This window comes from Bartonella sp. OC16QHHD, assembly GCF_042194035.1.
Taxonomy (GTDB): Bacteria; Pseudomonadota; Alphaproteobacteria; order Rhizobiales; family Rhizobiaceae; genus Bartonella.
The window spans coordinates 1-25,531 of the sequence record NZ_JBHIMJ010000079.1 but is presented as its reverse complement, the minus strand read 5'-3'; the positions used below and the strand labels follow the sequence as shown (position 1 = coordinate 25,531).

The following is a 25,531-nucleotide window of genomic DNA, read 5'->3' as shown; positions in this document are numbered from 1 at the left end:
TTTGAAAGGCTAGAGTCAAGCGAATTAAGACATAAACATTGATGCGATTTGTGGTGCACCAAAAACAATGCCGATGCCAACACAAACAAAGAAAGCTTTACGCATTTCAACATAACCAGCAATCCATGCAAGCCCAATACCAGCAACCGCAATGGTTGCAATCGATTTTGCAATGTTTCCTGTTAAAGCTTTGACTAATTGATCAAGAGCAGTTTCAACTTTTCCAAAGTCACCTGCGGCAAATGCTGGCTCACTCAGTGCGATGAAGGCAATAAACAGCATCAATGCTGCTGTTAACCATTTCTTTTGTGTGTTGGATAGAGTAGTTTTTTGTAAGGTATGTTCACAACTGAACAAATTATTCATGTTTTTCATGAAAAATTCCCCGCTTTATGTTTAAGTTGATCGTAAAATTAATATTCAAAATATTAATCGGGAATCATATAAATGAAAAAAATAAATTTTTCTATCGATAAATTAACAATATTTAATCTTTTATTATTTAATGAACAATAAAATACAGTAATATTCAAAATGATAATTTTAAAACATCTTCGAGCAGCGCCTAAATATATTGTCTTAATTTGTATTATTATTTTAGGATACTTTTATTTAATTAAAAATAATGAACAACTTACTCAAAATTCTTTTTTAAAAGGAACAGAAAAGACAATAGAAAACCCCGTTCAAAATCCGAAGTCACAATTGATAGATTATGCAAACCAACAAGACGCAAGCCAACAAAATGTGGTATTGCATCCAGAACCAATCGCATCACAATTTTATGAAGAAAATGTGCCGGTCTATTCCGGTGCTATACAGGTCACAAGTGGTGTGACCTTTAAAATGATCACGCTCGTGGATGATGGATGGAGAAAAAAGATTATCCGTGATATCCGCTTATATGGTGTGGAAAGCTGTGAAATGAGGCAATTTGCCTTACGCAACGGAGTTAAGTGGCCATGTGGTGCTTTTGTTACTGCTTGGCTTGTCTCAAAAACAATCGATAAAAATGTTACTTGTCGGCAAGCACGTGTCATTCAACAGGTTCATTATGCACAATGTTTTGTAGATGGGGTTGATCTGGCACGTTTGGGGCTGGCAGAAGGGTTGATGGTGTTGACAAAAGATCAGCATCATTTTCCATCCCCAGCAGACTATAAAACTCTACAATCTGCTGCTCAAAAAGCACAAAACGGTTTATGGTCGAGCCAATTTCAACAACCAGAAGATTGGCGAAGAGATCATGGGAGCTATAATCCCATTGACCATTATTGATAAAGCGTCCTCTTAAGCGCTATTTAAAAATCAAGACAATATTCTACTGCAAATCTTATCAGAAAAAAGTTAATTATAATCCACGCACTCCTTGGTGGACAACGTTCGTTATGGAAATTTGTTGTGTTTAAAATAATCCTATAGGTTGTTTACTACAGCGCTATGGGAGAGCGCGTTTTTTCCCCTAAACAAAATAGTCATTGTAACAAACATGAGTGTTCAGAAAAATATGAATAAATTCAAATCGATGACGTGACCTTTGGTCATGAAAAAAAGGCTTATGAAAATATAAAGAGAGGCAGAAATAAACTATCTCTTCTTAAAAAAATACTACATTGCTTCAAATTAAACTAGGACTTCTAACGCAAGCTTTGCCTCATGTTGCCATGTTCATGAAACATGGGTTGCAATCTGAAAGAGAGTGTAGCGGTTCTATGGAAATTTTAACCAAAATGAAGGGGATTTCTTTTCAGGAACTTGAAGAAGCTAAAGAAACTATGAGGAAAAAATGTGCTTTCTTTTGTCATAAAAGAAAGCACATTGAGAGGGGGGATTTAGAGTGACAGTTTTACATATTTTACTCTGAAAAGCGGTCTTTTTTATCTTTTTTCCACAGAAAATAAGTTGCAAGTCCGAGAATGGGAACACTCAATTTGGCAAAAGGGAGATGTTGACTGAGAGCTGCAAGGCTGGAAACGGTCGCATCTGTCATGAGTTTATGGCGTTGTTCTTCTGTCTTTTTTTGTTGGTCATAGCGTTGATAAGTTTTGAGAATGCGACTGATAATAAGACCTAATCCCGCAAGAGAAAGACAAATTAAAAACATGATACTAGCGGCGGCAAGAGGCTTCATAACAGAACATAACGCAATAAAACCGATGGTACATAAAAAAAGCAAAGACATGAAGAATGAAATGCCAATAAACCCATAGAAAATTGCTTGAAGGCGTACTTGCTTGACTGTGCTTTTAAGCCCTCCACCGACAAGATGGTTTAAAAGAGGAGCGATAAACTTATGCATTGCTTAACGACGTAGTAATTGAGAAAGAATAAAACCAACCCCTGCGGCAAACAAAACGCTTTTGCCAGGATTTTTGCGAACGCATTGATTCATGGTTTGTTCAAGATCACTGATTTTATCTTTTGCTTGAGACATCATGTCTTCACCACTTTCTTTCGCTGAGTGATATAGTTTTTCTGCTTTGTCTTTGGCGGCGTTGAATTTGTTTGCACCAAGATCTGTTAGGGTTGAGGTAATCCCTGAAATTTCAGTGCGTAACTTTTCTAATTGTCCTTGTAGGTCTTTTTGTTGGTCTTTTTCTACGGCTGATTTATCGTGCTGTGTTGTTTTATTATGGGCCATGGTATTTTTCCCTCTTGATTCATTATATTTGTATTGGTGTGTTCATAGTGATCATTTGCATTGGAGTGAAAATTTTCACTGCTTGAGTAACGCCAAAAGCTTTTTTTGGTTCCTTTCATTTTGTCGAATTTAAAACTGTTTTTGATAAAATAAATCTTTCCTATACGATATGCTCTGTCTGTAAAGGGTCGCATTTGTTAAAAATTGTCTTATGCTTTTGCAAGAATTTAGCACCATTCTTCAGTTTCTCATGGCACAGTTTTTATAAAAGTTTTTTAAAAGCGTGTTGAGGTTTATTTTTTAGGCTTGTGACAGGTAAAAAACATGGTTATTGTGAGTTTGCGGCAGAAATAATGTCATTTTTATGTTTTTGAAGCAAAGAAAAAGAAATGATATTGCGGCTCTTTGTTCTCTATGTATTTGGGGGCAACACGCGCTCTCCCATTATACTTTTGGTCAGTTTAAGATATTGCGATAGTTCTTTTTTTAAAAAAGGTATATTTTTATTTTAGGATAGGAGAGGTATTTCAGTGCACGGGCTTTTAGAGATGTGCGTATCCTTTTCTTCAAGAGTTTTATGATATTTTTGCTGCTTGTTTCATGTAAGCAAATATTTTGTTGGATTTAAAAGAGCCGCTGAAATGAAAGAAGCTTTGCGATATGAGGAATTCATTTAACAGGAATGATGATAAATTATTCTTATAAATGAAAATATTATATGCGATATTTCTTGTAACTTTATCATTTTGCCTAATTTATGCAATAAATTGATTGAGTAAGATAAACTTGTTGAATTGTTAGAGAAAAATTTCTTGAGTGATTTCTTTAGAATTAAGAGAGAGCTTGTGGAATAAAACTATACTTGATTTATCAAGTTTTCTTTCTTAAGAGGAATACACAAGTGACGTTAAAAGGGTCGTGGCATTTTGGAACAGTGATGCTATGCGGGGTGACGACCCAGCTCATAAATAAAGATAAGAGCACAAGAATGTGAGATAAAAATGGAATCTGAAACAGTACCTTTAGATAATATGTCTGCTGTAGTGACAACGCATGATTTTTCTCCTCTTTCTATGTTTATGGCTGCTGATTGGGTGGTGAAAGCGGTTATCATTATTTTGTTACTTGCTTCACTTGTGTCTTGGACAATTGCTTTTGTGAAAATTGTTGAGATCACTTTGGTAAAACGAAGAGTACGTCATGAACTTCAATTGGTTCTAAATGCTCAGACTCTTACGCGTTTGGCAGCTAGCTTGAAAGAAAGCAAAGGGGCTGGTGTATTTTTTCTCAAAGAAGTCCTTAAAGAGGTGTATCTTTCTGCACAACAGGTTCATTTTTCTGCTCCTGAAGGGATAAACGAAAGCTCTGGTGAAAAAACCAGTACAGGGGAAAGGGCACAAACGATTGAAGATATTCTCTTTTATGAGGAGAGCAATCAATATGAAGATGTTTCCCGCGATGTTCGTGATGCTAGGGTTCGCGATGTTCATGAAGGTTTAAAAGAAAGGGTTCATTCACTTTTGTCACGCTGCTTGCTGGCTGCTACACGCCGTGTTGCATGTGGAAGTGCTGTTCTTGCAACTATTGGCGCAATTGCTCCTTTTGTTGGTCTTTTTGCAACTGTTTGGGGAATTATGAACTCTTTTATTGGGATTGCTCAGTCTCAAACAACGCGACTTGATGTGGTGGCGCCTGGAATTGCTGAAGCTTTATTCGCAACGGCTGTTGGGCTTTTTGTGGCTATTCCCGCCGTTGTTATGTATAATAGCCTTATGCGTGCTTTGAGTGGTTATCGCAGTGATTTAGGCGATATCGCTGCTGCTCTTGAAAGGCTCTTGAGCCGTGAACTTGATAGACAAAGACAACAGAAAAGTCATAAAAAATGAAAGCAAGCCTTAATAATGATTGGGATATAGACGAGAGTGGGTTGCAAAGTGAAATCAATGTGACCCCTTTTATTGATGTTGTATTGGTGTTGCTTATTGTTTTTATGGTTGCAGCGCCTTTGGCAACGTCTGTCATTTCCGTTCAGCTTCCTTCTATAATTCAAGCACCTTCAGTGGTTCAGTCTGATGAACCTCTTTATGTTACGTTGCAAAAAGATCGTTCTCTTTACATTGGTGATCATCTTGTAGAACAAGCAGCTTTGAGAGAAGCTTTGTTGAGGGAAACTACGCAAAATTTAGAGGCAAAAATTTTAATCAAAGCGGATAGCGAAATTGATTATGGTACTGTCATCGATTTATTAAATCAAATACGCATGGCTGGATATAATAAAATCGGTCTTGTAGGATTGCAAAACTCTACCAATCTTGTCTCAAGAGGTGAGATCAATAATAAAACAACAGGGGTAGCGGATGCTGTTGTCGATGGAGCGGGTGGTAACGTTGTGGGGCGTGTGGATGCCGTAACAACGAGCCCTGCGGGAAACGCTAATATTCCAGCTGATGTCTCTGATTAGTGATAAAAAACAGCCTTTGTTGCAGGAAGCAAAGCATATTACTCAAAGTCGTAGAGTGAAATTGATGAGGGTTCCGTGGATTTATTAAACCAAATACGCATGGGTTTGATATTATGCAGGGGGTTCATATATTGAATCGTTTTTTTTAGGATTAAGCTCTACTCATCTTGCCGCAAGAGGTGCGATCAAGAAAAATAGCCAAGGGCGATTGTTGTGTGTCTTAATACATCTTAAAGCCTTTTTTGCGGCGATGTTCATAAATGGTACAACGTTAAAGCCCCCGTAACATAATAAAAAACCTATCAAACATCACCATCTTTATGCTTAACAAAAGAGCAAGCGAGCACCATTATCGTATTTATATTTTTTCCCAATGTTGTGATAGTGCTATTTATTGTAGGCATTTTTTCAGTTTTTATCTGCATGCTAGCCACGTTTGGAATGTGAGAAACATGCTTTTGATTGATTTAATATAAATAGGCTTGCCATGAAACAATCTTACAGTATTGAGATTTCTCATTTAAGTTGCAAGACAATTCATTATTATTATAAATCAATATGATGTATAGATTGTCGACATTACCAGCGGTGTGTGAGCTCTCAATGTTTAATGCCAATGTTTTTGTTATGGGGGAGGGGTATCTGGTGATAATGAAGTTTTGTATAGCGCACGAGACGTAATTGAGAGATGCTTGTTTATAGGTGCGTTTAGTGAAAAAACTTTGAAAGCAAATGCGCATTCCCTCTGCATTTTAAAAGCTCAAAGAATTTCCAGTGAAAGAGTGGTTGGAATAAGTATGTGTGTTATTTTGAGAGTAGCGATTTTTCAGAGCTTCTTAAGTGTGTCCCGTTGAACCAAAACCTCCTGTTCCACGGCTCTCTATATGGCTTTGGGTATTTTGCTCTGGTTCAATGGTGCAAACATTAACTTGAGATACGGGGGCGATGACTGTTTGGGCAATGCGCATGCCCCGTTGGATGGAAAAGTCTTCTTGGCCTAAATTGATAAGAAGGACTTTGACTTCACCACGGTAGTCACTATCAATTGTTCCTGGAGTGTTGAGGCATGTAATGCCGTGTTTTAAGGCTAAGCCAGAGCGTGGACGTATTTGTGCTTCAAACCCAAGTGATAAATGAAAAATGAGACCTGTTGGAATAAGTGCCCGCTGCCCAGGGGTAAGAACAAGCGTTTCTTCTTCTCCAATTGCTGCCCGTAGATCAAGACCCGCAGAACCCGCTGTCGCGTAGCAAGGAAGTTCTAAACCTTGTCCGTGTGCAAGACGCTGAACAAATAAAGTCTGGGCATGTGAAGATTGAGAAGAGACAGGATGATTGTTTAGAGGGGCGTTGGTTTCAGTGTGCGACATGATCGAGGCATTTCCAAAATATGAGGTCTAGAAGAAAATGATACTTTAACAAAAGATATCTATAAAACCAAGTCGATAAAGGTGTGTGGATATAGGTTGTCCCCAGAGCTTGCTTATCATCTCTTACTGACTTAAAATATTCCACAACACCACCTAACATTATCAATGGCATTTTTCAATAATGGCATCATCAAGGATGGCTTATGCCTAGGGGCATGCGCTTATTTGAGATCTAAATTATGGTTACAGATAAGATTTTTTAGATACTACCGATAAGAATACCCGTGGCAAAAACCAGAGCACCACCAATGATGACCTGTAAAGAGGCGCGCCAAAAGGGAGTGGACATGTATTTGTTCTGAATCCAGACGATGGCACCTAGTTCGAAAAAAACAATGATAAAAGCAATAATTGTCGCTACATAAAAAGAGTTGATCAAATAGGGAAGAGTATGACCTAGTCCTCCTAATGTTGTCATAATGCCGCTGGCAAGACCTCTTTTTAATGGCGAACCACGCCCTGATAATTTTCCGTCATCATGGGCTGCTTCTGTGAAACCCATTGAAAGTCCCGCACCAATTGAAGCTGAGAGCCCTATCAAAAAAGTTTGATGCGTGTCTCCCGTGGCAAAAGCTGCGGCAAAAATGGGGGCAAGGGTGGAGACAGAGCCATCCATTAATCCTGCAAGACCTGGTTGAATCCAAGTCAAAAGTGTTTGTCTTTGCGTTTTCGAAGGTTTTTTTATGGTGTGATTTGCCGCTGTTGTTTTTTGGGAGGGATGGCGGCTCTTGCCTTTCACAAGAGAAGTTCTGTCACATAATGAACCGATAGTGTTTGCACGATTATGGCAAGAAAGGCACAAAAGTTGCTGATAATTTTTAAGCTCTTGAAGCCCCATGGCGGTAAAAACCGCGGCTTCTTTAGAGGAATAAGGTTCTAGAGCTTTTGCATATTTTAAATAGAGCGCCGCATGTTGCTCTTTTATTTTGAGCGCTTTAAGTATCACGTTTTGTGCTGAACGAAAGGACAGAGCTTTACGTTGTACAAATGAAAAAAACGATCTCAACATTTTCTGTACCTCTGCACTTTAGAATAATTCTAAAACATAAGAAAAATAAACCGAAAGTCAATCTAAAAGTTAAAAACTGACAAATTACAAAAAGGTTGCACTGAGAAAAAAGGTGATGGGATGCTGAGAAAGTACAAGGAGATTTATCAAATGGAGACGAGAGGGGCGCATGAAAGAAATAATTGCGTGAAAAAATTTAAGAGACAATGTGCTTTATTTTGCTAAAGGGATGTTTGAATGGAGCATTTCAATGTATTGTGAATATATGGAAAAAAATAAGCTAGCACCATCATTCATTTGATGCGTTCAAAAGACTGTAACAGCTCTTGGAATTTGAAATGATTCTTTAAAAGAGACCTTTTTCAAGGGACAAAAGCCCATTTCGCGAGGGGCCCCCGTGAAGAGTATAGAAGGGTAGAGCCGCAAAATTTCCATGAAATAATATAAACTCCATTGAGTCTTCTTAATCTTTACGCTTCATAAAAGAGCAAGCTGGCATCATCATACACCTTAGCTCCCAATGTTGCGACAGTCTTTAGAACGGTTCATTATAGGCATGGCATTTTATTGTACAGTTTTACGCCACTCATTCTGCTTGTGGAGGTGTAAGACAGTATTCTTATGATATTTACGCGCATTGAGCGTTGTTACAGCTTTTGCATTTAGGTGGATTTGTTAGCGTGTAACGAATTATCTTTTGTGCTGTAATTGCAGGGGCAGGTTTAAGGGTGGGAGTGCATAAATGAAAGAGATATTATCATATCAAATTGTTTGATCACGCATAAAAATTTACCCTTTATGAAGGGGCATTTATCGCCTTGTAACTTGCCTGATATCTTGCATGAAAGCCCAAAATTCTGTAGGATTCTTCTCATTTCAAAACTTCTTATATTGAAGCAATTCAAATCATTTTCTTGTGTATCACAAGGAGGGGTTTGATTGTGGGATTATTAAAAAGTGTGATAAGTTGCAATGTGAGGGGAGGATAATCTCCGTGTAGTGAAGGAGATTGCTCTTAGCGTTTTGAAAAATATGTTAAGTTTCGTAGAAAAAGGCGGGGAATATATGGAAATTGATAAAAGTTTAGAATGGTTTTTACGTTCTCCAAAAATATCAATATCGCAGGCAGCGTTATTGATAGCGGGCTTGAATCCACTCATATGTGAATTTACCGGCGAATACAGACTTGAAGACAGTGGTATTTATGAAGGAGGGGAGCGAGTACCGCTCGCTAAAATTGCTTTGTTCTGAGCTGTTTATAGTGATATAGTAAGAGAAGCAAAAGAGGGAAAATTAAGGGTAGAATGGTACTATCGTTGTGATTTTGAGGGGATGCCTTTGAACGAGAGTCCTATTGGTGAATATTCTGTTGTTTCCTTAGATGATTTAAAAGAATGGCTTTCATCGCGTGGTGAGAGACCTAAAATTCTTTTCCCTGAGGATGATTCTGCTGAGACTAAGGACCAAAAATATGCGTTTCAAGATCCAACGCATCCACGTTATGCTCCAAAGCTTGCAGCTATTGTTGCGGCATGGGAAGCGGTGAGTGAGGCTGAGGGTGGTAAAACTGTTAAAAAAACGCTTATAAAGTGGCTTAGTGACAATGCCATTCAGTACAAGTTGGTGGATGATAATAATTTACCAAGAGAGAAGCTCATTGAGGAATTAGCGGCTGTTGCGAATTGGGAACCTACCGGAGGGGCTCCTAAGACACCTGCCAATTAATTTTATCAAAAGAAAAAAAATAAAAAGATCACTAAAATTGTGCTGTTTTTTTTGATAATTTTGAAGGTAATATCTTTTGCTGGGGGAGATTTTTACTTTTCTTCCATAGATTATAAGTAATTGTTTTTCAATGAAAATAATTTTTATAGTGTTCCTCTGACTGTTCAGACGGGGAAAAATAGACGTTGTTGGGCAGTAAAATTTACCCTGTAGTTTCGTAACTTACCTCTCTATTTTTGTTTGATTTTTTTGGGCATTTTGCAATTCCTTATAAATTTAAGGAATGCAATATGATTAAAGTTAATCTTTTTTTACTATGCGTAAAAGTATGAAAATTTTTCGGGGAAATGTACGGATATTTGGCAATGTGCTGCGGATGAGGTGGTACATAAATCGTTTAGAATAGGCGTATTATCGCGTTGGTTAAAGTTTGAATGATCGCTGTTATTCAAATAGTCGAAGTTGAGCGTTGTTATAGCTTTTGCATTTAGGTGGATTTTTTAGCGTGTAACGAATTGTTTTTTGTGCTGTAATTGCAGGGGTAGGTTTAAGGGTAGGAGTGCATAAATGAAAGAGATATTATCATATCAAACAGTGTTCAATTTATCGCATTGCATTGTTATGAATATAGCTGATCAAATTTTATTTATCATGTAGAGTGGGGAAAAGTTAACAATATTAATTGAATATAAAAAAACATAAACTGTAATCTGAATTACAGTTTATGTTATTAAGTATTAAATAAGCTTACTGTTTAAACGAGCATCCACGCACTGTCCGCAAAAGAATCAGATGCTCTTTCACCCGGTGTACGATAGGGAGCCCGCTTTTTAGAAAACAACCATGAAAAATACGCAATAAGACCCCAAAGTACTGGTGCAAGTCCCATCATAACTCCTACCTTTACAACACCTTTTTTAAAATCTTGTTCAGTGCTTTGTGTTGAAATATGATCCATAACCATATCAATAGCTTTAACAACTTTATTTTCTTTTGACACTGTAGAAGCAAAACTAGAACCTTGAGAATGACTATTCAAATAATAAGCATTAGCTTCCAAAACCTGTGAAAAGAAAAAGGCTATTGTAACAATATATAACGCGATTTTTTGAAAGATTTTCATTATAATGATCCAAATTTAAAAGATTTAATCAAAAAAGTTTTTTTATTACACTCTCTAAACAAAACAAAAAAAGCACCGTGGCATCCCATGATGCATAATTTCATCATGTGTTTAATGTGCTGTTGATACAAAGTGTTCAATTGCACATTTTGTATTACACTTTTATGTAATTTCCATAGTTTATTAATTCTGTCAACTTTTCAATCTTGGAAAGATATTCCCATTGCGGCAAATCATATAAAGTTTAAGCAACGGCAGCACGGTTTTTTGTGCAATGAAATGATAAATATGACAACATCACGGTAATCTCCATGGGAAACTTTACCGGATCCAAGGTGTGGATATTGTTTTCTGCTTATCCCAAATCACAGATATTTCAAAACAACAACGGTGGAGGAGGGATATTGGATATGTTCTAGGGAAGGTTGCAAAAATGGCTAAAAAGTTTTCAAAAAAATACCAAAAATGACGAAAGGAGCGGTTTCCCACTCCTTCGTTCCTATCTCCCCTTGCGGGGAAGCGGCCACCATTACTGATGCCGTGTATGGTGATATAGATACACTTATTTTTCTCAAAAGTCAATACTGTAAATGCGGTAAATATTTGAGCATCAGAGCTACAACTTTATGAAAATCTTCGCAGGATAACCTTGGAACGGTACGTGAGCAACTTAAACGACTTACAGAAACTGTTGTGACATAATTGCAGATAATCCATGCTTTTTTATTCTCTATGGGAGATTGTATTGGATACGCAGCGGGATTATTGGGTTGTGATTTCGTTGAAAAAGGTAAAACTGTCACATTTCCATATAATTTTGCATTCTTAGAAAGCACTAAAACAGGCCGCTTTTTCCAAAATTCAGGGAGTATCGAATCATGAGGAAAATCGCACCAAAAAACTTGTCTGATGCGTGGGGCCGATTTGATTCGTGGTTTTATATGAGGTGGTTTTTCGTAAGGCGCATTTAAATCCCTTTCTTTTATATGCTCGCGCCATGCATTATGATCATGTTCCATCATAACACATGGTTCTTCAAGTTTGGTTATATCTAAGGAAATAGGTGATAGGGTAGAAGGCTCTGTGTTCTTATCTTCAGCCATAGCAGACCATTTATATTTACTGGTCCCCTCACTTATTATTTTACGGCTTTTCTATCACGAGTTTTTATCAAAATGTTGCTTATAAGTACAGAGAGGTGAAACCATAAAATGGATGTATCTGCTCATTTTTGTTTTTTGAGTACAACGCTAGAGGAGGGATGTTGGTGACTCGTTGGTGTTGGTGGGTTGGTTTGGCGGGTGGGTGGTTTTGGGTGGGGATTGGTGACTGGAGGGTTGTTGGTGGAAAGCGATTGGAGAGAACGAGTGCACGCGGTTTCGTTTCTATTTTATGGTTAGAGTTTTTTATGGACTGAAAGGAGCCCTTTTGAAGTAATATAGAGGCTTATAAGGCTGAAAAATAGGCTTGAGACGACATTCCAACCGGCAAATGAAAGAAAAAGAAAGCGTGCGGATGCTTCAGAACAAGAAGGAGGATGAATGTTGTTTAATTGGCTGAGCAGCTGGTTAATGTCTGAGGTTTTTCTGACTGCGCTTAAACCACAACTGAGGGGAGCTTCCCAAAAGCCATATTCAACACCCGCATGATAAACGGCTAAAACAAGGCTGATGCACATTAAGACAAAAACACAAAAAAATAAAAGTTGTATCCAAGCAGTTATGCGAAAAAAACATGCTCCAAAACCTGCTAAGAGCAAAAATGGTATGGCTCCATAATAAGGAAAACGCTCTATGAGACATAAATCGCAAGGAAGATATCCTCCGAAATATTCAAAACCAAGGGCAATACCTATTGTGGCAGACAAGCAAAAAGCGAGAAAAAAAGCCCATAAACTTTGTTCTTTTCTGCTGGGTTCAAGATGAAGGTGCTTGTGTAAAAGTGGGTGAGAAGACAAAACGCATGCCATTAAGTCTGTTCCTTATAAAAGCTTCTTGTTTAAAAAAGCTATGAAAATCCCATAAATTAAAAGGAGGCTAACACAACCAATGAGAACAATCCATTTAAAATGCTGTACTAGAAAATTCATTGCTTTTTGCCCAAAATGTTTAATCAGCCACGCGAGAAGATAAAAACGAGCGCCTCTAGAAAAAATACAAATAAGAATGAAAAATTCAAGACGCACACTCATAACACCGGCCAAAATTGTGACAATCTTGATGGGGGGAAGATGAAAAAAACCTGATGTTATCAGTAAAATGATGAGAAACTGCAGGGTTGCACTATTTTTCAGAGATTCAAAACTTTCAACCTTACCATAAATTTCTAAAATGGGTTTGGCAAGGGTATCATAGGCAAAATGTCCGATAAACCAACCGGCAATGCCTCCTAATACAGAACAGATCGTCGCAATCAAAGCATAGCGATAAACCCGCTTTTGATGGATAAGCAGCATCGGAATATATAAAACATCTATGGGAATTGGAAAAACAGAACTTTCAATAAAGGCAATGAAACCAAGCCAGTGTGGTGCTGTACGCCGATTTGCTAAAGAAATCGTCCAAAGCTTTAATTTGTTTAATATCATGAGGCTTTTATAAGTTTAAGAGGTAAAGACTTTACAAATGAGATTGCTATAAATCCGGTAGAGAAATCCAATAAAGAAAGTATTTCATAAAATAGATAAGAAAATGATATGAATTCTTAAAAAATGAGAAGTCTTCTGTTGACGAATCTGTTCTTCTTCATATAGTGCAAAGGAATAATCGACAAGTCTGTCTTTTATAGTCCTGTCTTTTATAGCAGTGTGCGGGTGTGGTGGAACTGGTAGACGCGCCAGACTCAAAATCTGGTTCCGAGAGGAGTGTCGGTTCGAGTCCGACCACCCGCACCACTTCATAAATATTTTCCTTTATCCTGTTACGGCGCATCACGTTGTTTTATAGAACGTGGGATTTATAAAACATGGGGGGTTATAAAACGTGGGATTTATAGACCGTGTTCAATGTTTTGCATGTTGAATGAAAAACATTGAATACCGTAGGATTCTTTCATTTCAAGTCTGCTTATAGTAAATCAACTAAAATCATGTCGCTCGTACGTTACAAGCTAGATGAGCTCGCGTGGAGTGAAATTTTACAAAAAATGAATAAAAATGCCTCTTATGCCGTTTCAAGGGCATCATTGGAGGTAAAGTGTATGATGGATGGGGGGGGTGCCTGCTTGCACTTTTATGAAGTGTAGAGATGGTGCTCTATAGATTTTATATTCTTGTAGGTGCTGTCGCAAAATGGGCTTGAGGGTTTTGAGAGCTGTTTCTTTAAAACACGCATGTGAATTGGCAACCAAAGTGTCTTGAATTTGAGTGTGTTTGGTTTGAAGCGTTGTCGTATGACATGAGGGGTGTGATTCAAAAAAGATCCGTGAGAAACACCAGCATGAGGTAATGCGTAATCTCCTCTCTTTAAAAGACAGGAGCATGAGAGGCTTAAAAGATTTTGCTTTAGAGGCTTTTGAAAGTCGTAAAGCAGAGGGAAATGGTAAGGTTGGAAATTGGTTTTTACCTTGAAAACTTCATGTGCTCCCTAAATGAAGCTGTCTCCCCGTTACAGAAATTACATAAACAGAGAACCGCAATATCCTCTTTCCACTCTGGCATACAATAGCGGTAAAATACTGTCGTTTGAAGTGTGGTAATATAGGGCATACTTCCTTGAAACGTTACAGTATTTTTTTCGGTGTGTGTTGGATATTCTTAAATGTGTTTGTCTTGCTTTAGGTTTAAGGGCATTCCATGAGGAGGAGCCCAAAGAAACCCGCTAAAATCCCCCCAATATCCCCCCAAGAGTTTTTGTGCTTTTATAAACGGACATGGTGTTTAAAAATGGGTGTTTAAAAATGGGTTTTTAGAATCTTTATCCTTTAAGAGCGGGGAGGCCAAGTCAACATCATCCTATAACACTGCAATTGATGCACAATATCCATATTTCTTTTAAAGAAATATCTCTTACATAACGGCTCTCATTTATTTTACGATGGCGCCCAGTGGTATGATGGTAAAGCTTTTATATTCCCAATGCACGACATGAAAGGCTGAGAGGATAGGAGTTTGCTTTAAGAGAGGGAGAGGCTTTATTGTTTCGTGACTATTTGTTTACAGTTTAGTACTGGTTTTTAGAATCTACGTCTTTTTAGGGGGAAAGGGGCATTAAAAAACCCCGTTTTTAACAGGGTTTTTTAATCGTTCAATTTTTCTACAAAACTTAGAATTTATAAGCGATACCAAAGCGAACATCATGCGTTTGAGAAGAGATTTTAAGGTTATCGTTTGCAAATTTCTTTTTAAAAAAATCTGAATAACGATATTCTGTACGCATGATGATATTATCTGTCATTGCAAGATCAAAACCACCACCAACAGTGTAACCAAACATTGTTTTTGTCTCATCTAACACATTGCCAGAAGCAAAAATTGTCGAATCTTCTTGCGATTTTGATAAAAGTGACATGATATATTGCATCTGTGTATAGGCTATACCCCCTGCAATATAAGGCATAAGACGATGGGAAGCAAAACCAATACGCGCACGCGTGGCACCAGACCACGTTTCTTTCAATGTTACACTGCTAACAACAATGTCACCATAGTTGGATATCGTTTCACCCTGAGCTGCAGGTTTTATGATAGGAATCCCAGCTTTTTTAAAGGCAATGTTAATGGAGTTTGATTCATCTAGAATTTTCTTTCCATTGTCTGTTTGGGTGCTTTTCCTTCCAGACCAGACCATATCGGTATCAAAACCGAAAACAAGATCTCCCAGATCAATATTAGAACCTGCATACAAACCTGCTCTCAATCCTGATAGTTTCGGTGATAAATCTCTATCAACCCAAGCCCATTTTCCTTCCCTAGCTTCTTGTGCGTAATTTAGAGTATTTTTATTGGAAAAATATCCAATTTGTCCTCCAAAATAAAAACCAGACCAAGAAAAAGGCGCAGAAACAGTAACCGGTGAAATACGTGACGATGAAACATCTTGCAATGAAACCTTCGGTTCTGATTGCTTAAAGATTACCGTATCTGCTGCTTGCGCTGTTGAAGCGGTAATGAAGGTGAAAATAGATAGTGCAACTAAACATTTTGTTTTCATAAAAACGTCCCCAATTTATTTCAGATACAAATCGTATTATATACAAATTGGTTAAAAAAATCTATACTTAATATCATTATGAAAACTAAAATACGTATAAAATATATAATTAACCATATTGAAGCGTTCTTAAAACTTGTTTTCATGCTATTATCCCGCGTTTATATTGATTTTTCAGGATTTTTTATATACGCCTTCAGTGTTCTCTGTGTTTTAGAAAAAATTATAGTATAGTAAACAAGCTTTTTATTTATTTAAAAAACATTATTTTATATATATTAAAACACTTTTTGTTATTAAATGTATTATCCATTATGATTGACATCAATGTGCTTACATATTCAATTGATCGTAAAAAATGCATATTGGCACCATCATATTCTTTGCTCGTTTCTGATATTGCGTAGCTTTGTATTGCGGTAGCCTTTTGAGCACTTGAGGGGATGAGCGACTTTATTTCTTTTTTATCTATATGCCACTTTTGCTTATGATAATCCAAGCGAATAGTTTTGATTGATTGAATGGAATACGAAGAATAAGAAGGAGTAAAGTGCGAGAATCTCAAGTCTCATGAGGTTTCTTATGCGCCATGTAAAACGGATAAACTCTCCGTTCCGTTTGCTTAAAGCCGGAACGTGGATGAGAGCCTAAAAACTGAATGTCGTTGGCAATTTTAAACAGATTAGCGCGTGTACTCAGATTTTTGTGGAAATGGGTGAGGGCGTCATAATGGGCAAATGCCTCAAATTTCTTGCGAGCTGTCAAGGACATCCCCGTCAGAGAGCGGATTGTTTCAGCAAAGGTCAAAACCTTTCGGTGCATTGAATTTTGTTCCAACAGCTGTTCCTCTATTGAGCACCCCCATCTTCACGCTTCATAAAAGAGACATTTCTCAATGTTCCTAAACCCATTTCATGACAGCGATTGTGAATGGTATAATAATAAATCTATTGAGCATCTCTTTTACGCTTCATAAAGGAGCAAGCCGGTACCATTACTATATTTGCCAGTTCGTGGGGTGTTGTGACAGTCCTCTCCACAATGTTGTGACAGGTCCCTTTGTCCGTTGTGACAGTCCTTGGCACTTAAGGTGGTTCATTAGAGGTGTTTTTGTCCTTATCGGATACAATTTCTATTCATACATTCATTGCGTTTGTGATGTGCAAGTCAGTGATTTTGATTGATGCAACATGGGACCGATTTAAAATGAGAAAATCTTACGGTATTTAGGATTCTCGTTCAATATGGATAACGCTAGATTATCATTATAAATAAACACATTATCTCATTGAGATAAGAGTTATCTACCCAATGTTATCAATAATGATAACATTGTAAAGCGTAACTACGATGAATTCATTAATCTTTTTATACTTCGATTGAAATTATGTCTATTAATACCGATAACACCGATTTTTTTGAGCTAATTCTGTTTCGTTGATAGCTAATAGATTTTCAAAATCAAGACGCGAAGCTAGAATGAAAAACACCTTAAGGTCATATCCATTTAAATCACTTTCTGCCAGTATAGCTATTGGGTGTTGAGCTATGATTATCCATTCCTTTTCAAAATCGTTGTGCTTTTTAAGTACAATATAAGCAACAAAACCACCCATAGCATAAATGCGGATCAGAGCCTAAAATGAACGCTGTGGGTAATTGTTATCGGTCATCATCGGGGTGGTTACACCCCGATCTTTTGACAGAAAAATTTGTTTTAAGATGTTTGCATCTTTTTTGGTGGGTTGTTTATTGGGGAGCAATCATCTTTTTGGGATCAACTAATCGGTCATAATCCTCTACAAAAACGCCTGCTTTTAATGCTTCGGTGCGCAAAGTTGTATCATTTTTATGCGCTGCTTTGGCAATTTCAGCAGCTTTTTCGTAGCCAATTTCTGGTGCAAGAGCTGTGACTAACATGAGTGAGCGCTCCATGAGCGAGTGAATATGAACACGATTGGCCCGTAATCCTTGAATGCAATGCATATCAAAAGAACGCATGCAATCACCAAGAAGGGTAATTGATTGTAAAACGTTATAGCCAATAACAGGTTTATAAACGTTGAGTTCAAAATGTCCTTGGCTTGCGGCAAAGGTTACGCTGGTGTGATTACCAAAAACTTGGCATGCAACCATGGTTAAGGCTTCACATTGCGTGGGGTTGACTTTGCCGGGCATAATAGAAGATCCGGGTTCATTTTCAGGAAGACTGAGTTCCCCTAAACCGGAACGTGGACCAGAGCCTAAAAACCGAATGTCATTGGCAATTTTAAACAGATCAGCAGCGAGAGCATTCAAGCTTCCGTGGAAATGCGCAAGGGCGCCATGATGGGCAAGTGCTTCAAATTTATTGCTGGCAGTTTGGAATGTTATTCCTGTGAGAGTGCTCATTGTTTGCGCAAAAGCAACGTCAAAACCTTTTGGCGCATTCAGCCCTGTGCCAACAGCCGTACCACCTTGAGCAAGCATTTGGACATCGGTTAGAGCATTTTCAATGCGTTGAAGATTGGCTTCTAATGCGGCACGATAGCCTGAAAATTCTTGCCCTAAGGTTAAAGGGGTTGCATCTTGCGTATGGGTGCGGCCGATTTTAATGATATCTGCAAATTCTTGCTCTTTTTGTTTTAATGTCGCAATAAGAGCTTCAAGGATTGGCAGTAAGTGTTGGCGTGTTTGCAACGTGGTGGCAATGTGAAGCGCCGTGGGAAAGGAATCGTTCGATGATTGGCTCATATTGACATGGTCATTGGGATGAACTGGTTTTTTGCTTCCAAGTTTTCCTCCCAAAATCTTACTAGCACGATTAGCAATGACTTCATTGACATTCATATTGCTTTGTGTGCCAGAACCTGTTTGCCAGACGGATAGTGGGAAATGTGTATCAAAATCGCCAGCAAGCACTTCATCAGCGGCGGCAATAATTGCTTTTCCAATATTTTCTGGTAGTTTTCCTTTGCCCATATTTACAATCGCTGCTGCTTTTTTGACAAGGACTAAGGCATAGATGATGGCAAGAGGCTGCTTTTCACTGCCAATATTAAAATTATGCAGAGAACGTTCAGTTTGTGCGCCCCAATAACGATCTTGACGTACCGAAATCGTTCCAAAGCTATCCGTTTCCTGACGTGTTTCAACCATGATAAGATCCTTTTTTGTTCACGGGTTCTCAAAAAAGATAGATAACGCGAAAGTGCAATAAGAGGCAAGACTTTCAAGCTTCATTTAGAGAAATTATTTTTATGGCTATTCTTGACATTGAGAGATGCCGATTTTATATCTAACACATGCTAGCACTCGTAGTTTGAGAGTGCTAGCAAGAACTTTTAAGATTAATGCAATTATGTTCAGTTTTAAGGATTTAAAACATGGCTAATATACAATTCCGCCCACTTCACGACCGTGTCGTTGTCCGTCGGGTTGAATCTGAAAATAAAACGGCTGGTGGGATTATCATCCCTGATACAGCAAAAGAAAAACCCCAAGAAGGCGAAGTGATTGCTGTTGGCAATGGCGCTCTCGATGATAACGGAAAGCGCGTGCCTTTAGAAGTCAAAACAGGAGACCGTATTTTGTTTGGAAAATGGTCTGGAACTGAAGTCAAGATTAATGGGGAAGACCTCCTCATTATGAAAGAATCTGACATTATGGGAATTATGGGCTAATTGAAGCGCTTAATTTTTCATTGTGTACTATTTTGAGAAAACTCCAAGGAGAAATTAAATGGCTGCTAAAGAAGTCAAATTTGGCCGTGAAGCGCGTGAGCGTTTGTTGCGCGGTGTCGACATCCTTGCTAATGCTGTTAAGGTGACACTCGGCCCTAAAGGTCGCAATGTGGTGATTGATAAATCATTCGGTGCGCCTCGCATCACAAAAGATGGTGTATCCGTTGCAAAGGAAATCGAACTGGAAGATAAGTTCGAAAATATGGGTGCACAAATGTTGCGCGAAGTTGCTTCTAAAACCAATGATATTGCTGGTGATGGAACAACAACAGCAACTGTTTTAGGACAAGCTATTGTGCAAGAAGGTGTTAAAGCTGTTGCTGCGGGCATGAACCCAATGGATCTTAAACGTGGGATTGATGCTGCTGTTGAAGAAGTGGTGGCAAACCTCTTCAAAAAAGCAAAAAAAATCCAAACTTCAGCAGAAATTGCACAGGTGGGAACAATTTCCGCTAATGGCGCTGCTGAAATCGGTAAAATGATCGCTGATGCTATGGAAAAAGTGGGCAATGAAGGCGTCATTACCGTTGAAGAAGCTAAAACTGCTGAAACGGAATTAGAAGTCGTTGAAGGAATGCAATTTGACCGTGGGTATCTTTCCCCTTATTTTGTCACAAATGCTGAGAAAATGGTCGCTGATCTTGATGATCCTTACATTCTCATTCACGAAAAGAAATTGTCTAATTTGCAATCTCTTCTTCCTGTGCTTGAAGCTGTTGTTCAGTCTGGAAAACCACTTCTCATTATCGCTGAAGATGTGGAAGGTGAAGCTTTGGCAACGCTCGTTGTCAACAAATTGCGTGGTGGTTTGAAAATTGCTGCTGTAAAAGCTCCTGGATTTGGTGATCGCCGTAAAGCAATGTTAGAGGATATCGCTATCTTGACATCCGGACAGGTTATTTCTGAAGATGTGGGCATTAAACTTGAAAATGTCACTTTGGATATGCTTGGACGTGCAAAGAAAGTGAATATTTCTAAAGAAAACACCACCATTATTGATGGTGCTGGACAAAAGAGTGAAATTACTGCTCGCGTCAATCAAATCAAGGCTCAGATTGAAGAAACAACTTCTGACTATGACCGTGAAAAATTGCAAGAAAGACTTGCTAAACTCGCTGGTGGTGTTGCTGTTATCCGTGTGGGTGGTGCAACAGAAGTTGAAGTGAAAGAAAAGAAAGACCGTGTTGATGATGCTTTGAATGCAACACGTGCTGCTGTTGAAGAAGGTATTGTTGCTGGTGGTGGTACCGCATTGTTGCGTGCAGCAAATGCGTTGACCGTTAAGGGAAGTAATCCTGACCAAGAAGCTGGTATTAGTATCGTTCGTCGTGCTCTACAAGCACCAGCGCGCCAGATTGCAAGCAATGCTGGTGAAGAAGCCGCTATTATTGTGGGCAAAGTGCTGGAAAATAATGCTGACACTTATGGTTACAATACCGCAACTGGTGAATTCGGTGATTTGATTGCTTTGGGAATTGTTGATCCCGTGAAAGTTGTGCGTTCTGCTCTTCAGAATGCGGCTTCAATTGCGAGCCTTCTGATCACAACAGAAGCAATGGTTGCTGAAGTTCCAAAGAAAGATACACCAATGCCTCCGATGCCTGCTGGTGGAATGGGCGGAATGGGTGGAATGGATTTCTAAGCTCTTTTCCATAGAAATAATAAAGAAACGGGTCTTCTGTGCCCGTTTTTTTTATGCTTTTTCATGTTTTTCAACCGGTGAATTTGGTGATTTGATTGCTTTCAAGAATTGTTGATCCTGTGAAAGTTTTTGCGTTCTGCTCTTCAGAATGCGGCTTCAATTGCGAGCCTTCTGATCACAACAGAAGCAATGGTTGCTGAAGTTCCAAAGAAAGATACACCAATGCCTCCGATGCCTGCTGGTGGAATGGGCGGAATGGGTGGAATGGATTTCTAAGCTCTTTTCCATAGACGTAATAAAGAAACGGGTCTTCTGTGCCCGTTTTTTTATGCTTTTTCACGTTTCATACAGTTTTTCCTTTTATGACAGTTTCTTTATCTTATAGGATTGTTCTATTCTCCACTGGTTGATCTACCGTTATTGTGAATGAATCTCATTCTCGGTTCTTGGCTTTTTCTCTTGTTTTTATGAAATGTTTCTATTGTGCGGGGATCGTGGTTTCCTTTGAAAATATTGTGCTAATAAAAATATAACTCTTTGATTTATAGTAATTTATTCCTAATACAGTTCTATTTTTTCATTTCAGGTTTATGCATGCCCCGTTAAAAAATCCTGTGTTTGTGCTTCATAAGGTGAGAGGTCACTACGGTTTTTATGAACCAACGTAATCATTAAAAGTCAGTAGTTAAGAAGAGTCAGTAGTTAAGAGTTAGTACCTATTGAGCGTTGGAAAGACAGAGTTGAAAAGAGCATGATGGGGCTGGTTTGTTTTTTTATGAATAAGATGCTGGTATTTCAAGCTTTTGTATGAAAAAATAAGGGTTTTCTCTGTTAAAGGGCTTTTATATACTGGGACAAGCATTTTTCTGTTTGGGTAGTTTTTGGAATGAGGAGACTGCTCCATTTGAGAAGCTTAAAGATAAAAGCTAATTTTTCGCCTTGCTCTCATCTTTTTTTCGGTAAGCTCATCACCTAGAGCCAAACCCATGTTGTTATACTCAAGTTCTGTTTGTTGCCTATATTGTGACAGAAAATTCTTAAGTGGGGAGCAATTTTTGAGCTAAGGGGACCATGACAGGTAGCCGAAAAAATCATGACAAGACAGTAGGCGCGCTTGTGTTAGAATTTTTAATGCTTCTGATGATAAAGGCACGCGAAACTCTGTTGTATCCTCATGCTTTCTTTTCATATTTTCGAGCCAAGGATTTTCCATATATTCTCTTCAACTTGACCTTTATGCATAGGACATAAGGGCATTGAGAGGGTGGGAGGAGCCAGCTTGCTTTTTTATTAAACGTAAAGATGAGAGGCTTTATGTAAGGCTACCATTACATTGCTTGTTTATGCGCTTCTTTAAAAGAAATATCTTTTAATACAAATTCTTGGCAATGCTATTTATGAAGAGTATAAAATCATTTGGATATCAATAGTTTATTAAAAAAATGTACGTTGGTATGATCCTTTTCTTATGTTACCAAAGTTGCTGACTTACGCGTTGGTTAAAAATCTCTCTTCATACCCCTAAATTCATTTCATGAAAGCGTTTGTGAAGAGCACGACGTTTATGAGGCGTGTAAAAAATTCTCGTGAGACATGAAAAAATCATCAATAAAATCTCCATGTTTTCAAAAAATAACGAATGGCTTTTTATCTTTTTAAAAGATTTAACACGTCTCACGTTTTTTATTTATTTTAGAGCTGAATATTCGATTTTTGTGTAAAAATACTTCCCAGCACATCTATGATCCGTGAAAAATCAAGTGCTAATAAGAAAATGATGAATATAATCCACTTCGTATAGCGTGACATCATTTTTACACTTTTATACGTTGTGATGATTTCTTGTAGGATTTCTTTTTCCTTTTCTGTAAGCTCTGTTTGTTTTTCTGTTTTTTTTCTAGCCATGTTTCCACCCACACAAGCCTTCCCCTTGTTTGTTATGCTTTAAAATATCTCTTGCGAGATTTGAACTGATGATATTGAGATCTTTTTTGTCTAAATAAATGGGCATCCAACCAACGCAAGAAAAAGGCTCATTGATTGTTTTTATCGCGCAACCAGTGAGTAAGAGAAGCGCGTACATCAGCATCACTTTTTTGATTAATTTCATTTTCCACCTCTAGCCGTGTTGTTGATGACTTTAGCGTTTTTTCTATTTGCTTTTGTTGTTCAACTTTCTTTCCAAGAGTGAAAGCTTTTGCTAAAGCGATAAAAAAAGCGGTCAGAGCCGCTCCTGTTATCATCAGATTTTTTTTCAACCACCACATCATAAGCGCTGCTCCCGAAACCGTTTTGCCACAAAGAAAATGCCAACGCAGGCGGCTAAAACCATAATGGTTGCTAATGCCCATTGGATGGGACCATTGCCTGCCAATAAGCCCCCAAGTCCAGAAAAAGAACCAATAATCGGTATAAGCGCTTCTGCTTTGAAAAATCCCATTGGAGCTTGCGTTTCTACAGTTTGGTAGTTGGGAGAAACATAAGCTCCTTTTGCCCATAATCCCGATTCTGCTGCACGACGGTGCACTAAACCGTGAAGACGTTTTCCTCCTGCTTTAGTCCACTTTTGTAACTCAGCAGGGACGGCTTCATATTCGCCATTATTGAGTTTTTTGAGCAGGGTCGAATTACAAAAAGCCGATGTTCCTATATTATAGCAAAACGATACGAGCGCGGCGAATTGTTCATCCGTTAAAGAAACCGTCACATGTTTTTCAACGGTATTTTCAAATTGTCTTAAATCTTGAGAAAGAACTTCTTCTGCTTGTTTTTCAGTAATGATCATGCCCTTGTGAACGAACGGTTTGCCAGCCGTGCTGGTATGACCATAGCCAATTGTCCACACCCCGGTGGCATCTTTATAGGCATGTAAACGCAATCCTTCCCATTGTTTAATGAGTGCAAGCCCTGCTGCTGATATTTTTCTCATTTGCTTCTCCATAAAATAAAGCCTCACGGTAACGTGAGGCTGGTTGACAGATTAAAAATGAATTTTTTCACGCTTCAAAAACAGAAGAGATGTGAAACTTTTATGAAATCAAAAGGTTGGTTGTGACATCTTAGGGAATGGGGTAATAGTTGGCCAAGTGGAATAATGGTTGGGCTGGTGTTTTCCGTTAAGAGAGGTTGTAGATTTTAAGAGCTTGTCCTGGTGTTTTTGATGGAGCCTTCTTGGGGTGCGGGCAGCTGTTGGGTTGATGCACGATAAGTGTGGTCTATTGCGGTTGTTTGGTCGTATGGCATTGATGTGGGGGTGTTTGAGATACGAAGTGGATACTCTCAGAAAAACAAGACATATGCTTTTACTGAAGACGAAAGCATTAAATATTTTATGTATCAAACGTTTTGCTTATCCAAAGAGTCTCATTGTTACACAGAGCTTTGGGCTAACAAGAGCTGTGGAATTTTGATACAATTTTAAGAGGGGCTGGTTTTTATAGGACAATGGTGCTTTTTCTTTAAGAGGAAAGTTGTTTGCTATTTTTATTTTATGAACGCAAAAGCTGGTTTGCTTAGAGAAATCTTAGCCGTAAAGCAGCCTCTCTTCGTTCTTTGATGAATAGGAATATGGAAAAAGCCTCAATTACATCGTTAAAGATTTGTATTCAGTGAGCCTTTTTTGGTGGGAAGAAACGGAAACAGTTTTTCCCTCTGTTTCTCTTAAGTTTTTTTCAAATCTCTCTCTCAGAGTTTCACCTTTTTTGTTGACTGTTTCATGTTCAGCATCGGGATTGGCTTTTAAATAGTGTTCTAGACGTCTTCTTCCTTGTGTGTGTTTATAAAAAGTGGTTGGAAGATAGGAATCTAACTTTTCAGCAGATACAGATGAATTGGGTTCACATAATACACCCTTAACATTATCTTTGTGCAGTCTTGCTAATTTATCAGATTCAAGATGAAGCTTTTTGGCAAGGCTTAAAGCTGAACATCCCGCATTCAGAAGAGCTTCGCTGAATATCCATTTCTGCCGTGGTAAAAGAATAAGGAGGCAGTTGAAGACATTGAAGGGTTTGATTTATTTTTATCCCTAGTTTGCAAGCCGTGATATTCTGAAATGTTGTAGGTTCAAGCATAATCAAAGAAATTTTGTCATCAACTTTTTGATAATCAAGGACTGCAAAGTGGATTTTGCTTCCCGAATTGACTATAAATCGGGCAGAATTTGCGCCGCTCTCAACGACTTCTTTTAGGGCGTGCGAAAACTCTTCTGCTGTAAGAGCCAATTTGAGATTCATTTCTGGATATTTGCTGTTTGCTTTTTCTACGAGAGCCGGCATCAATCTAATATCTGTGTTTTCATAATAAGAGTTAATCCAACGGCCGGTGACGAGATCATCTTCTAAGCCTGTAATAATTCTTTTAATTCGTCAGAACTCGGTGCAACATGTTCTTCTTCTGTTTGGATGGAACTTTGCATTAAACGTGCAATAAGGTCTTCTAAGGATTCATTTGCACTTGCTCCTTCTTGTGTTTGTGAGGAATGAGGGAGGGAAGAATCTTGTGGCTTCATAATCTTAGCCTCCATATTGATAATCGATAAATGATATTATTTCTTCAATTCTGGCTAAACAATGTTTGCAGGAAAGATTTTTAGCTAGAAAAAACAAAGAGATGAAATCATTTTTATTTAA

24 protein-coding genes, 1 tRNA gene and 4 pseudogenes are annotated in these 25,531 nt (G+C 38.2%); 10 read left to right on the top strand and 19 right to left on the bottom strand.

From position 1 onward, the window contains the following. Positions 1-24: 24 nt before the first annotated feature. Positions 25-375 carry a TrbC/VirB2 family protein gene (locus ACFIK1_RS07425; protein WP_375662483.1) on the bottom strand — a complete coding sequence of 117 codons (351 nt, stop codon included), beginning with the start codon at positions 373-375 and terminating at the stop codon, positions 25-27. Between the two features lie 159 nt (positions 376-534). Between ACFIK1_RS07425 and ACFIK1_RS07420 the strand changes: the two genes are divergently transcribed. Further along, complete coding sequence (locus tag ACFIK1_RS07420) at positions 535-1,278, top strand: nuclease (RefSeq protein ID WP_375662482.1); 744 nt, start codon at positions 535-537, stop codon at positions 1,276-1,278. Positions 1,279-1,855: 577 nt separating this feature from the next. Here ACFIK1_RS07420 and ACFIK1_RS07415 read toward each other — a convergent pair. Next, positions 1,856-2,299 carry a hypothetical protein gene (locus ACFIK1_RS07415; RefSeq protein ID WP_375617902.1) on the bottom strand — a complete coding sequence of 148 codons (444 nt, stop codon included), beginning with the start codon at positions 2,297-2,299 and terminating at the stop codon, positions 1,856-1,858. A 3-nt stretch (positions 2,300-2,302) separates the two neighbouring features. After that, entirely contained in the window at positions 2,303-2,641 is a 339-nt protein-coding gene (locus ACFIK1_RS07410; RefSeq protein ID WP_375628058.1) for a YqjD family protein, read from the bottom strand. Between the two features lie 1,001 nt (positions 2,642-3,642). Here ACFIK1_RS07410 and ACFIK1_RS07405 point away from each other — a divergent pair. Together ACFIK1_RS07405 and ACFIK1_RS07400 are read left to right on the top strand one after the other, a co-directional pair. Further along, complete coding sequence (locus tag ACFIK1_RS07405; protein WP_375617904.1) at positions 3,643-4,527, top strand: MotA/TolQ/ExbB proton channel family protein; 885 nt, start codon at positions 3,643-3,645, stop codon at positions 4,525-4,527. Continuing rightward, the gene (locus tag ACFIK1_RS07400) at positions 4,524-5,102 is read left to right on the top strand and encodes a biopolymer transporter ExbD (RefSeq protein ID WP_375662481.1); all 579 of its coding nucleotides are present in this window, start codon (positions 4,524-4,526) and stop codon (positions 5,100-5,102) included. Before ACFIK1_RS07405 ends, ACFIK1_RS07400 begins: the two co-directional genes overlap by 4 nt. An 836-nt stretch (positions 5,103-5,938) precedes the next feature. Here ACFIK1_RS07400 and dut read toward each other — a convergent pair. Further along, positions 5,939-6,469, bottom strand: coding sequence for a dUTP diphosphatase (gene dut / locus ACFIK1_RS07395; protein WP_375662480.1), 531 nt, complete (start codon positions 6,467-6,469; stop codon positions 5,939-5,941). 259 nt (positions 6,470-6,728) lie between these two features. After that, positions 6,729-7,538: a VIT1/CCC1 transporter family protein gene (locus ACFIK1_RS07390; protein ID WP_375662479.1), complete on the bottom strand. Its 810-nt coding sequence runs from the start codon at positions 7,536-7,538 to the stop codon at positions 6,729-6,731. Positions 7,539-8,537: 999 nt separating this feature from the next. Here ACFIK1_RS07390 and ACFIK1_RS07385 point away from each other — a divergent pair. Both ACFIK1_RS07385 and ACFIK1_RS07380 read left to right on the top strand, forming a co-directional pair. Next, positions 8,538-8,789, top strand: coding sequence for a hypothetical protein (locus ACFIK1_RS07385; RefSeq protein ID WP_375662478.1), 252 nt, complete (start codon positions 8,538-8,540; stop codon positions 8,787-8,789). 87 nt (positions 8,790-8,876) lie between these two features. Next, entirely contained in the window at positions 8,877-9,263 is a 387-nt protein-coding gene (locus ACFIK1_RS07380; protein ID WP_375662477.1) for a hypothetical protein, read from the top strand. Between the two features lie 754 nt (positions 9,264-10,017). On the opposite strand, the gene ACFIK1_RS07375 is transcribed toward ACFIK1_RS07380, so the two are convergent. Together ACFIK1_RS07375 and ACFIK1_RS07370 are read right to left on the bottom strand one after the other, a co-directional pair. Continuing rightward, complete coding sequence (locus ACFIK1_RS07375) at positions 10,018-10,386, bottom strand: hypothetical protein (RefSeq protein ID WP_375662476.1); 369 nt, start codon at positions 10,384-10,386, stop codon at positions 10,018-10,020. Positions 10,387-10,964: 578 nt separating this feature from the next. Further along, entirely contained in the window at positions 10,965-11,489 is a 525-nt protein-coding gene (locus tag ACFIK1_RS07370) for a type II toxin-antitoxin system PemK/MazF family toxin (protein WP_273790913.1), read from the bottom strand. Between the two features lie 164 nt (positions 11,490-11,653). Here ACFIK1_RS07370 and ACFIK1_RS07365 point away from each other — a divergent pair, with 164 nt between their 5' ends. After that, entirely contained in the window at positions 11,654-11,803 is a 150-nt protein-coding gene (locus ACFIK1_RS07365; RefSeq protein ID WP_375662475.1) for a hypothetical protein, read from the top strand. Here the strand turns inward: ACFIK1_RS07365 and ACFIK1_RS07360 are convergent. Continuing rightward, on the bottom strand, positions 11,783-12,355 hold the full coding sequence (locus ACFIK1_RS07360; protein ID WP_375662474.1) for a disulfide bond formation protein B: 573 nt from the start codon (positions 12,353-12,355) through the stop codon (positions 11,783-11,785). The genes ACFIK1_RS07365 and ACFIK1_RS07360 overlap by 21 nt on opposite strands. Positions 12,356-12,367: 12 nt before the next feature. Then, the gene (locus ACFIK1_RS07355; protein WP_375662473.1) at positions 12,368-12,973 is read right to left on the bottom strand and encodes a YqaA family protein; all 606 of its coding nucleotides are present in this window, start codon (positions 12,971-12,973) and stop codon (positions 12,368-12,370) included. A 221-nt stretch (positions 12,974-13,194) separates the two neighbouring features. On the opposite strand from ACFIK1_RS07355, the gene ACFIK1_RS07350 reads away from it, so the two are divergent. Further along, positions 13,195-13,279, top strand: a tRNA-Leu gene (locus tag ACFIK1_RS07350). Between the two features lie 1,369 nt (positions 13,280-14,648). Here the strand turns inward: ACFIK1_RS07350 and ACFIK1_RS07345 are convergent. The 4 genes and pseudogenes from ACFIK1_RS07345 to fumC form a co-directional block, all read right to left on the bottom strand. After that, positions 14,649-15,536, bottom strand: a complete 888-nt coding sequence (locus ACFIK1_RS07345) for an outer membrane protein (protein WP_375634495.1) — start codon at positions 15,534-15,536, stop codon at positions 14,649-14,651. Positions 15,537-16,163: 627 nt separating this feature from the next. After that, a pseudogene (locus ACFIK1_RS07340) lies at positions 16,164-16,383 on the bottom strand (lyase family protein); the annotation flags it as partial. A gap of 547 nt (positions 16,384-16,930) precedes the next feature. Then, positions 16,931-17,152, bottom strand: a complete 222-nt coding sequence (locus ACFIK1_RS07335) for a hypothetical protein (protein ID WP_375662472.1) — start codon at positions 17,150-17,152, stop codon at positions 16,931-16,933. A 133-nt stretch (positions 17,153-17,285) separates the two neighbouring features. Continuing rightward, entirely contained in the window at positions 17,286-18,674 is a 1,389-nt protein-coding gene (fumC, locus tag ACFIK1_RS07330) for a class II fumarate hydratase (protein ID WP_375662471.1), read from the bottom strand. Between the two features lie 227 nt (positions 18,675-18,901). Here fumC and groES point away from each other — a divergent pair, with 227 nt between their 5' ends. The 3 genes and pseudogenes from groES to groEL all read left to right on the top strand — a co-directional run. Next, positions 18,902-19,198, top strand: a complete 297-nt coding sequence (groES, locus tag ACFIK1_RS07325) for a co-chaperone GroES (RefSeq protein ID WP_005774667.1) — start codon at positions 18,902-18,904, stop codon at positions 19,196-19,198. A gap of 58 nt (positions 19,199-19,256) precedes the next feature. Then, positions 19,257-20,900: a chaperonin GroEL gene (groL, locus tag ACFIK1_RS07320; RefSeq protein ID WP_273790908.1), complete on the top strand. Its 1,644-nt coding sequence runs from the start codon at positions 19,257-19,259 to the stop codon at positions 20,898-20,900. A 70-nt stretch (positions 20,901-20,970) separates the two neighbouring features. After that, positions 20,971-21,176 (top strand): annotated as a pseudogene (gene groEL / locus ACFIK1_RS07315) (chaperonin GroEL); the annotation flags it as partial. Between the two features lie 808 nt (positions 21,177-21,984). Here groEL and ACFIK1_RS07310 read toward each other — a convergent pair. The 6 genes and pseudogenes from ACFIK1_RS07310 to ACFIK1_RS07285 form a co-directional block, all read right to left on the bottom strand. Beyond that, a pseudogene (locus ACFIK1_RS07310) lies at positions 21,985-22,154 on the bottom strand (integrase); the annotation flags it as partial. Positions 22,155-22,592: 438 nt separating this feature from the next. Beyond that, the gene (locus tag ACFIK1_RS07305) at positions 22,593-22,805 is read right to left on the bottom strand and encodes a hypothetical protein (RefSeq protein ID WP_375617918.1); all 213 of its coding nucleotides are present in this window, start codon (positions 22,803-22,805) and stop codon (positions 22,593-22,595) included. Continuing rightward, a complete protein-coding gene (locus tag ACFIK1_RS07300; protein WP_273790903.1) occupies positions 22,798-23,010 on the bottom strand; it encodes a hypothetical protein in 213 nt (70 codons plus the stop codon). Before ACFIK1_RS07300 ends, ACFIK1_RS07305 begins: the two co-directional genes overlap by 8 nt. Then, positions 22,934-23,170 (bottom strand): hypothetical protein, encoded by a 237-nt coding sequence (locus tag ACFIK1_RS07295; RefSeq protein WP_375606489.1) that lies wholly within the window; start codon positions 23,168-23,170, stop codon positions 22,934-22,936. Before ACFIK1_RS07295 ends, ACFIK1_RS07300 begins: the two co-directional genes overlap by 77 nt. Continuing rightward, positions 23,167-23,829: a lysozyme gene (locus tag ACFIK1_RS07290; protein ID WP_375662470.1), complete on the bottom strand. Its 663-nt coding sequence runs from the start codon at positions 23,827-23,829 to the stop codon at positions 23,167-23,169. Before ACFIK1_RS07290 ends, ACFIK1_RS07295 begins: the two co-directional genes overlap by 4 nt. A 654-nt stretch (positions 23,830-24,483) precedes the next feature. Continuing rightward, positions 24,484-25,410 (bottom strand): annotated as a pseudogene (locus tag ACFIK1_RS07285) (YopJ/AvrA family T3SS effector serine/threonine acetyltransferase). Positions 25,411-25,531 lie beyond the last annotated feature (121 nt).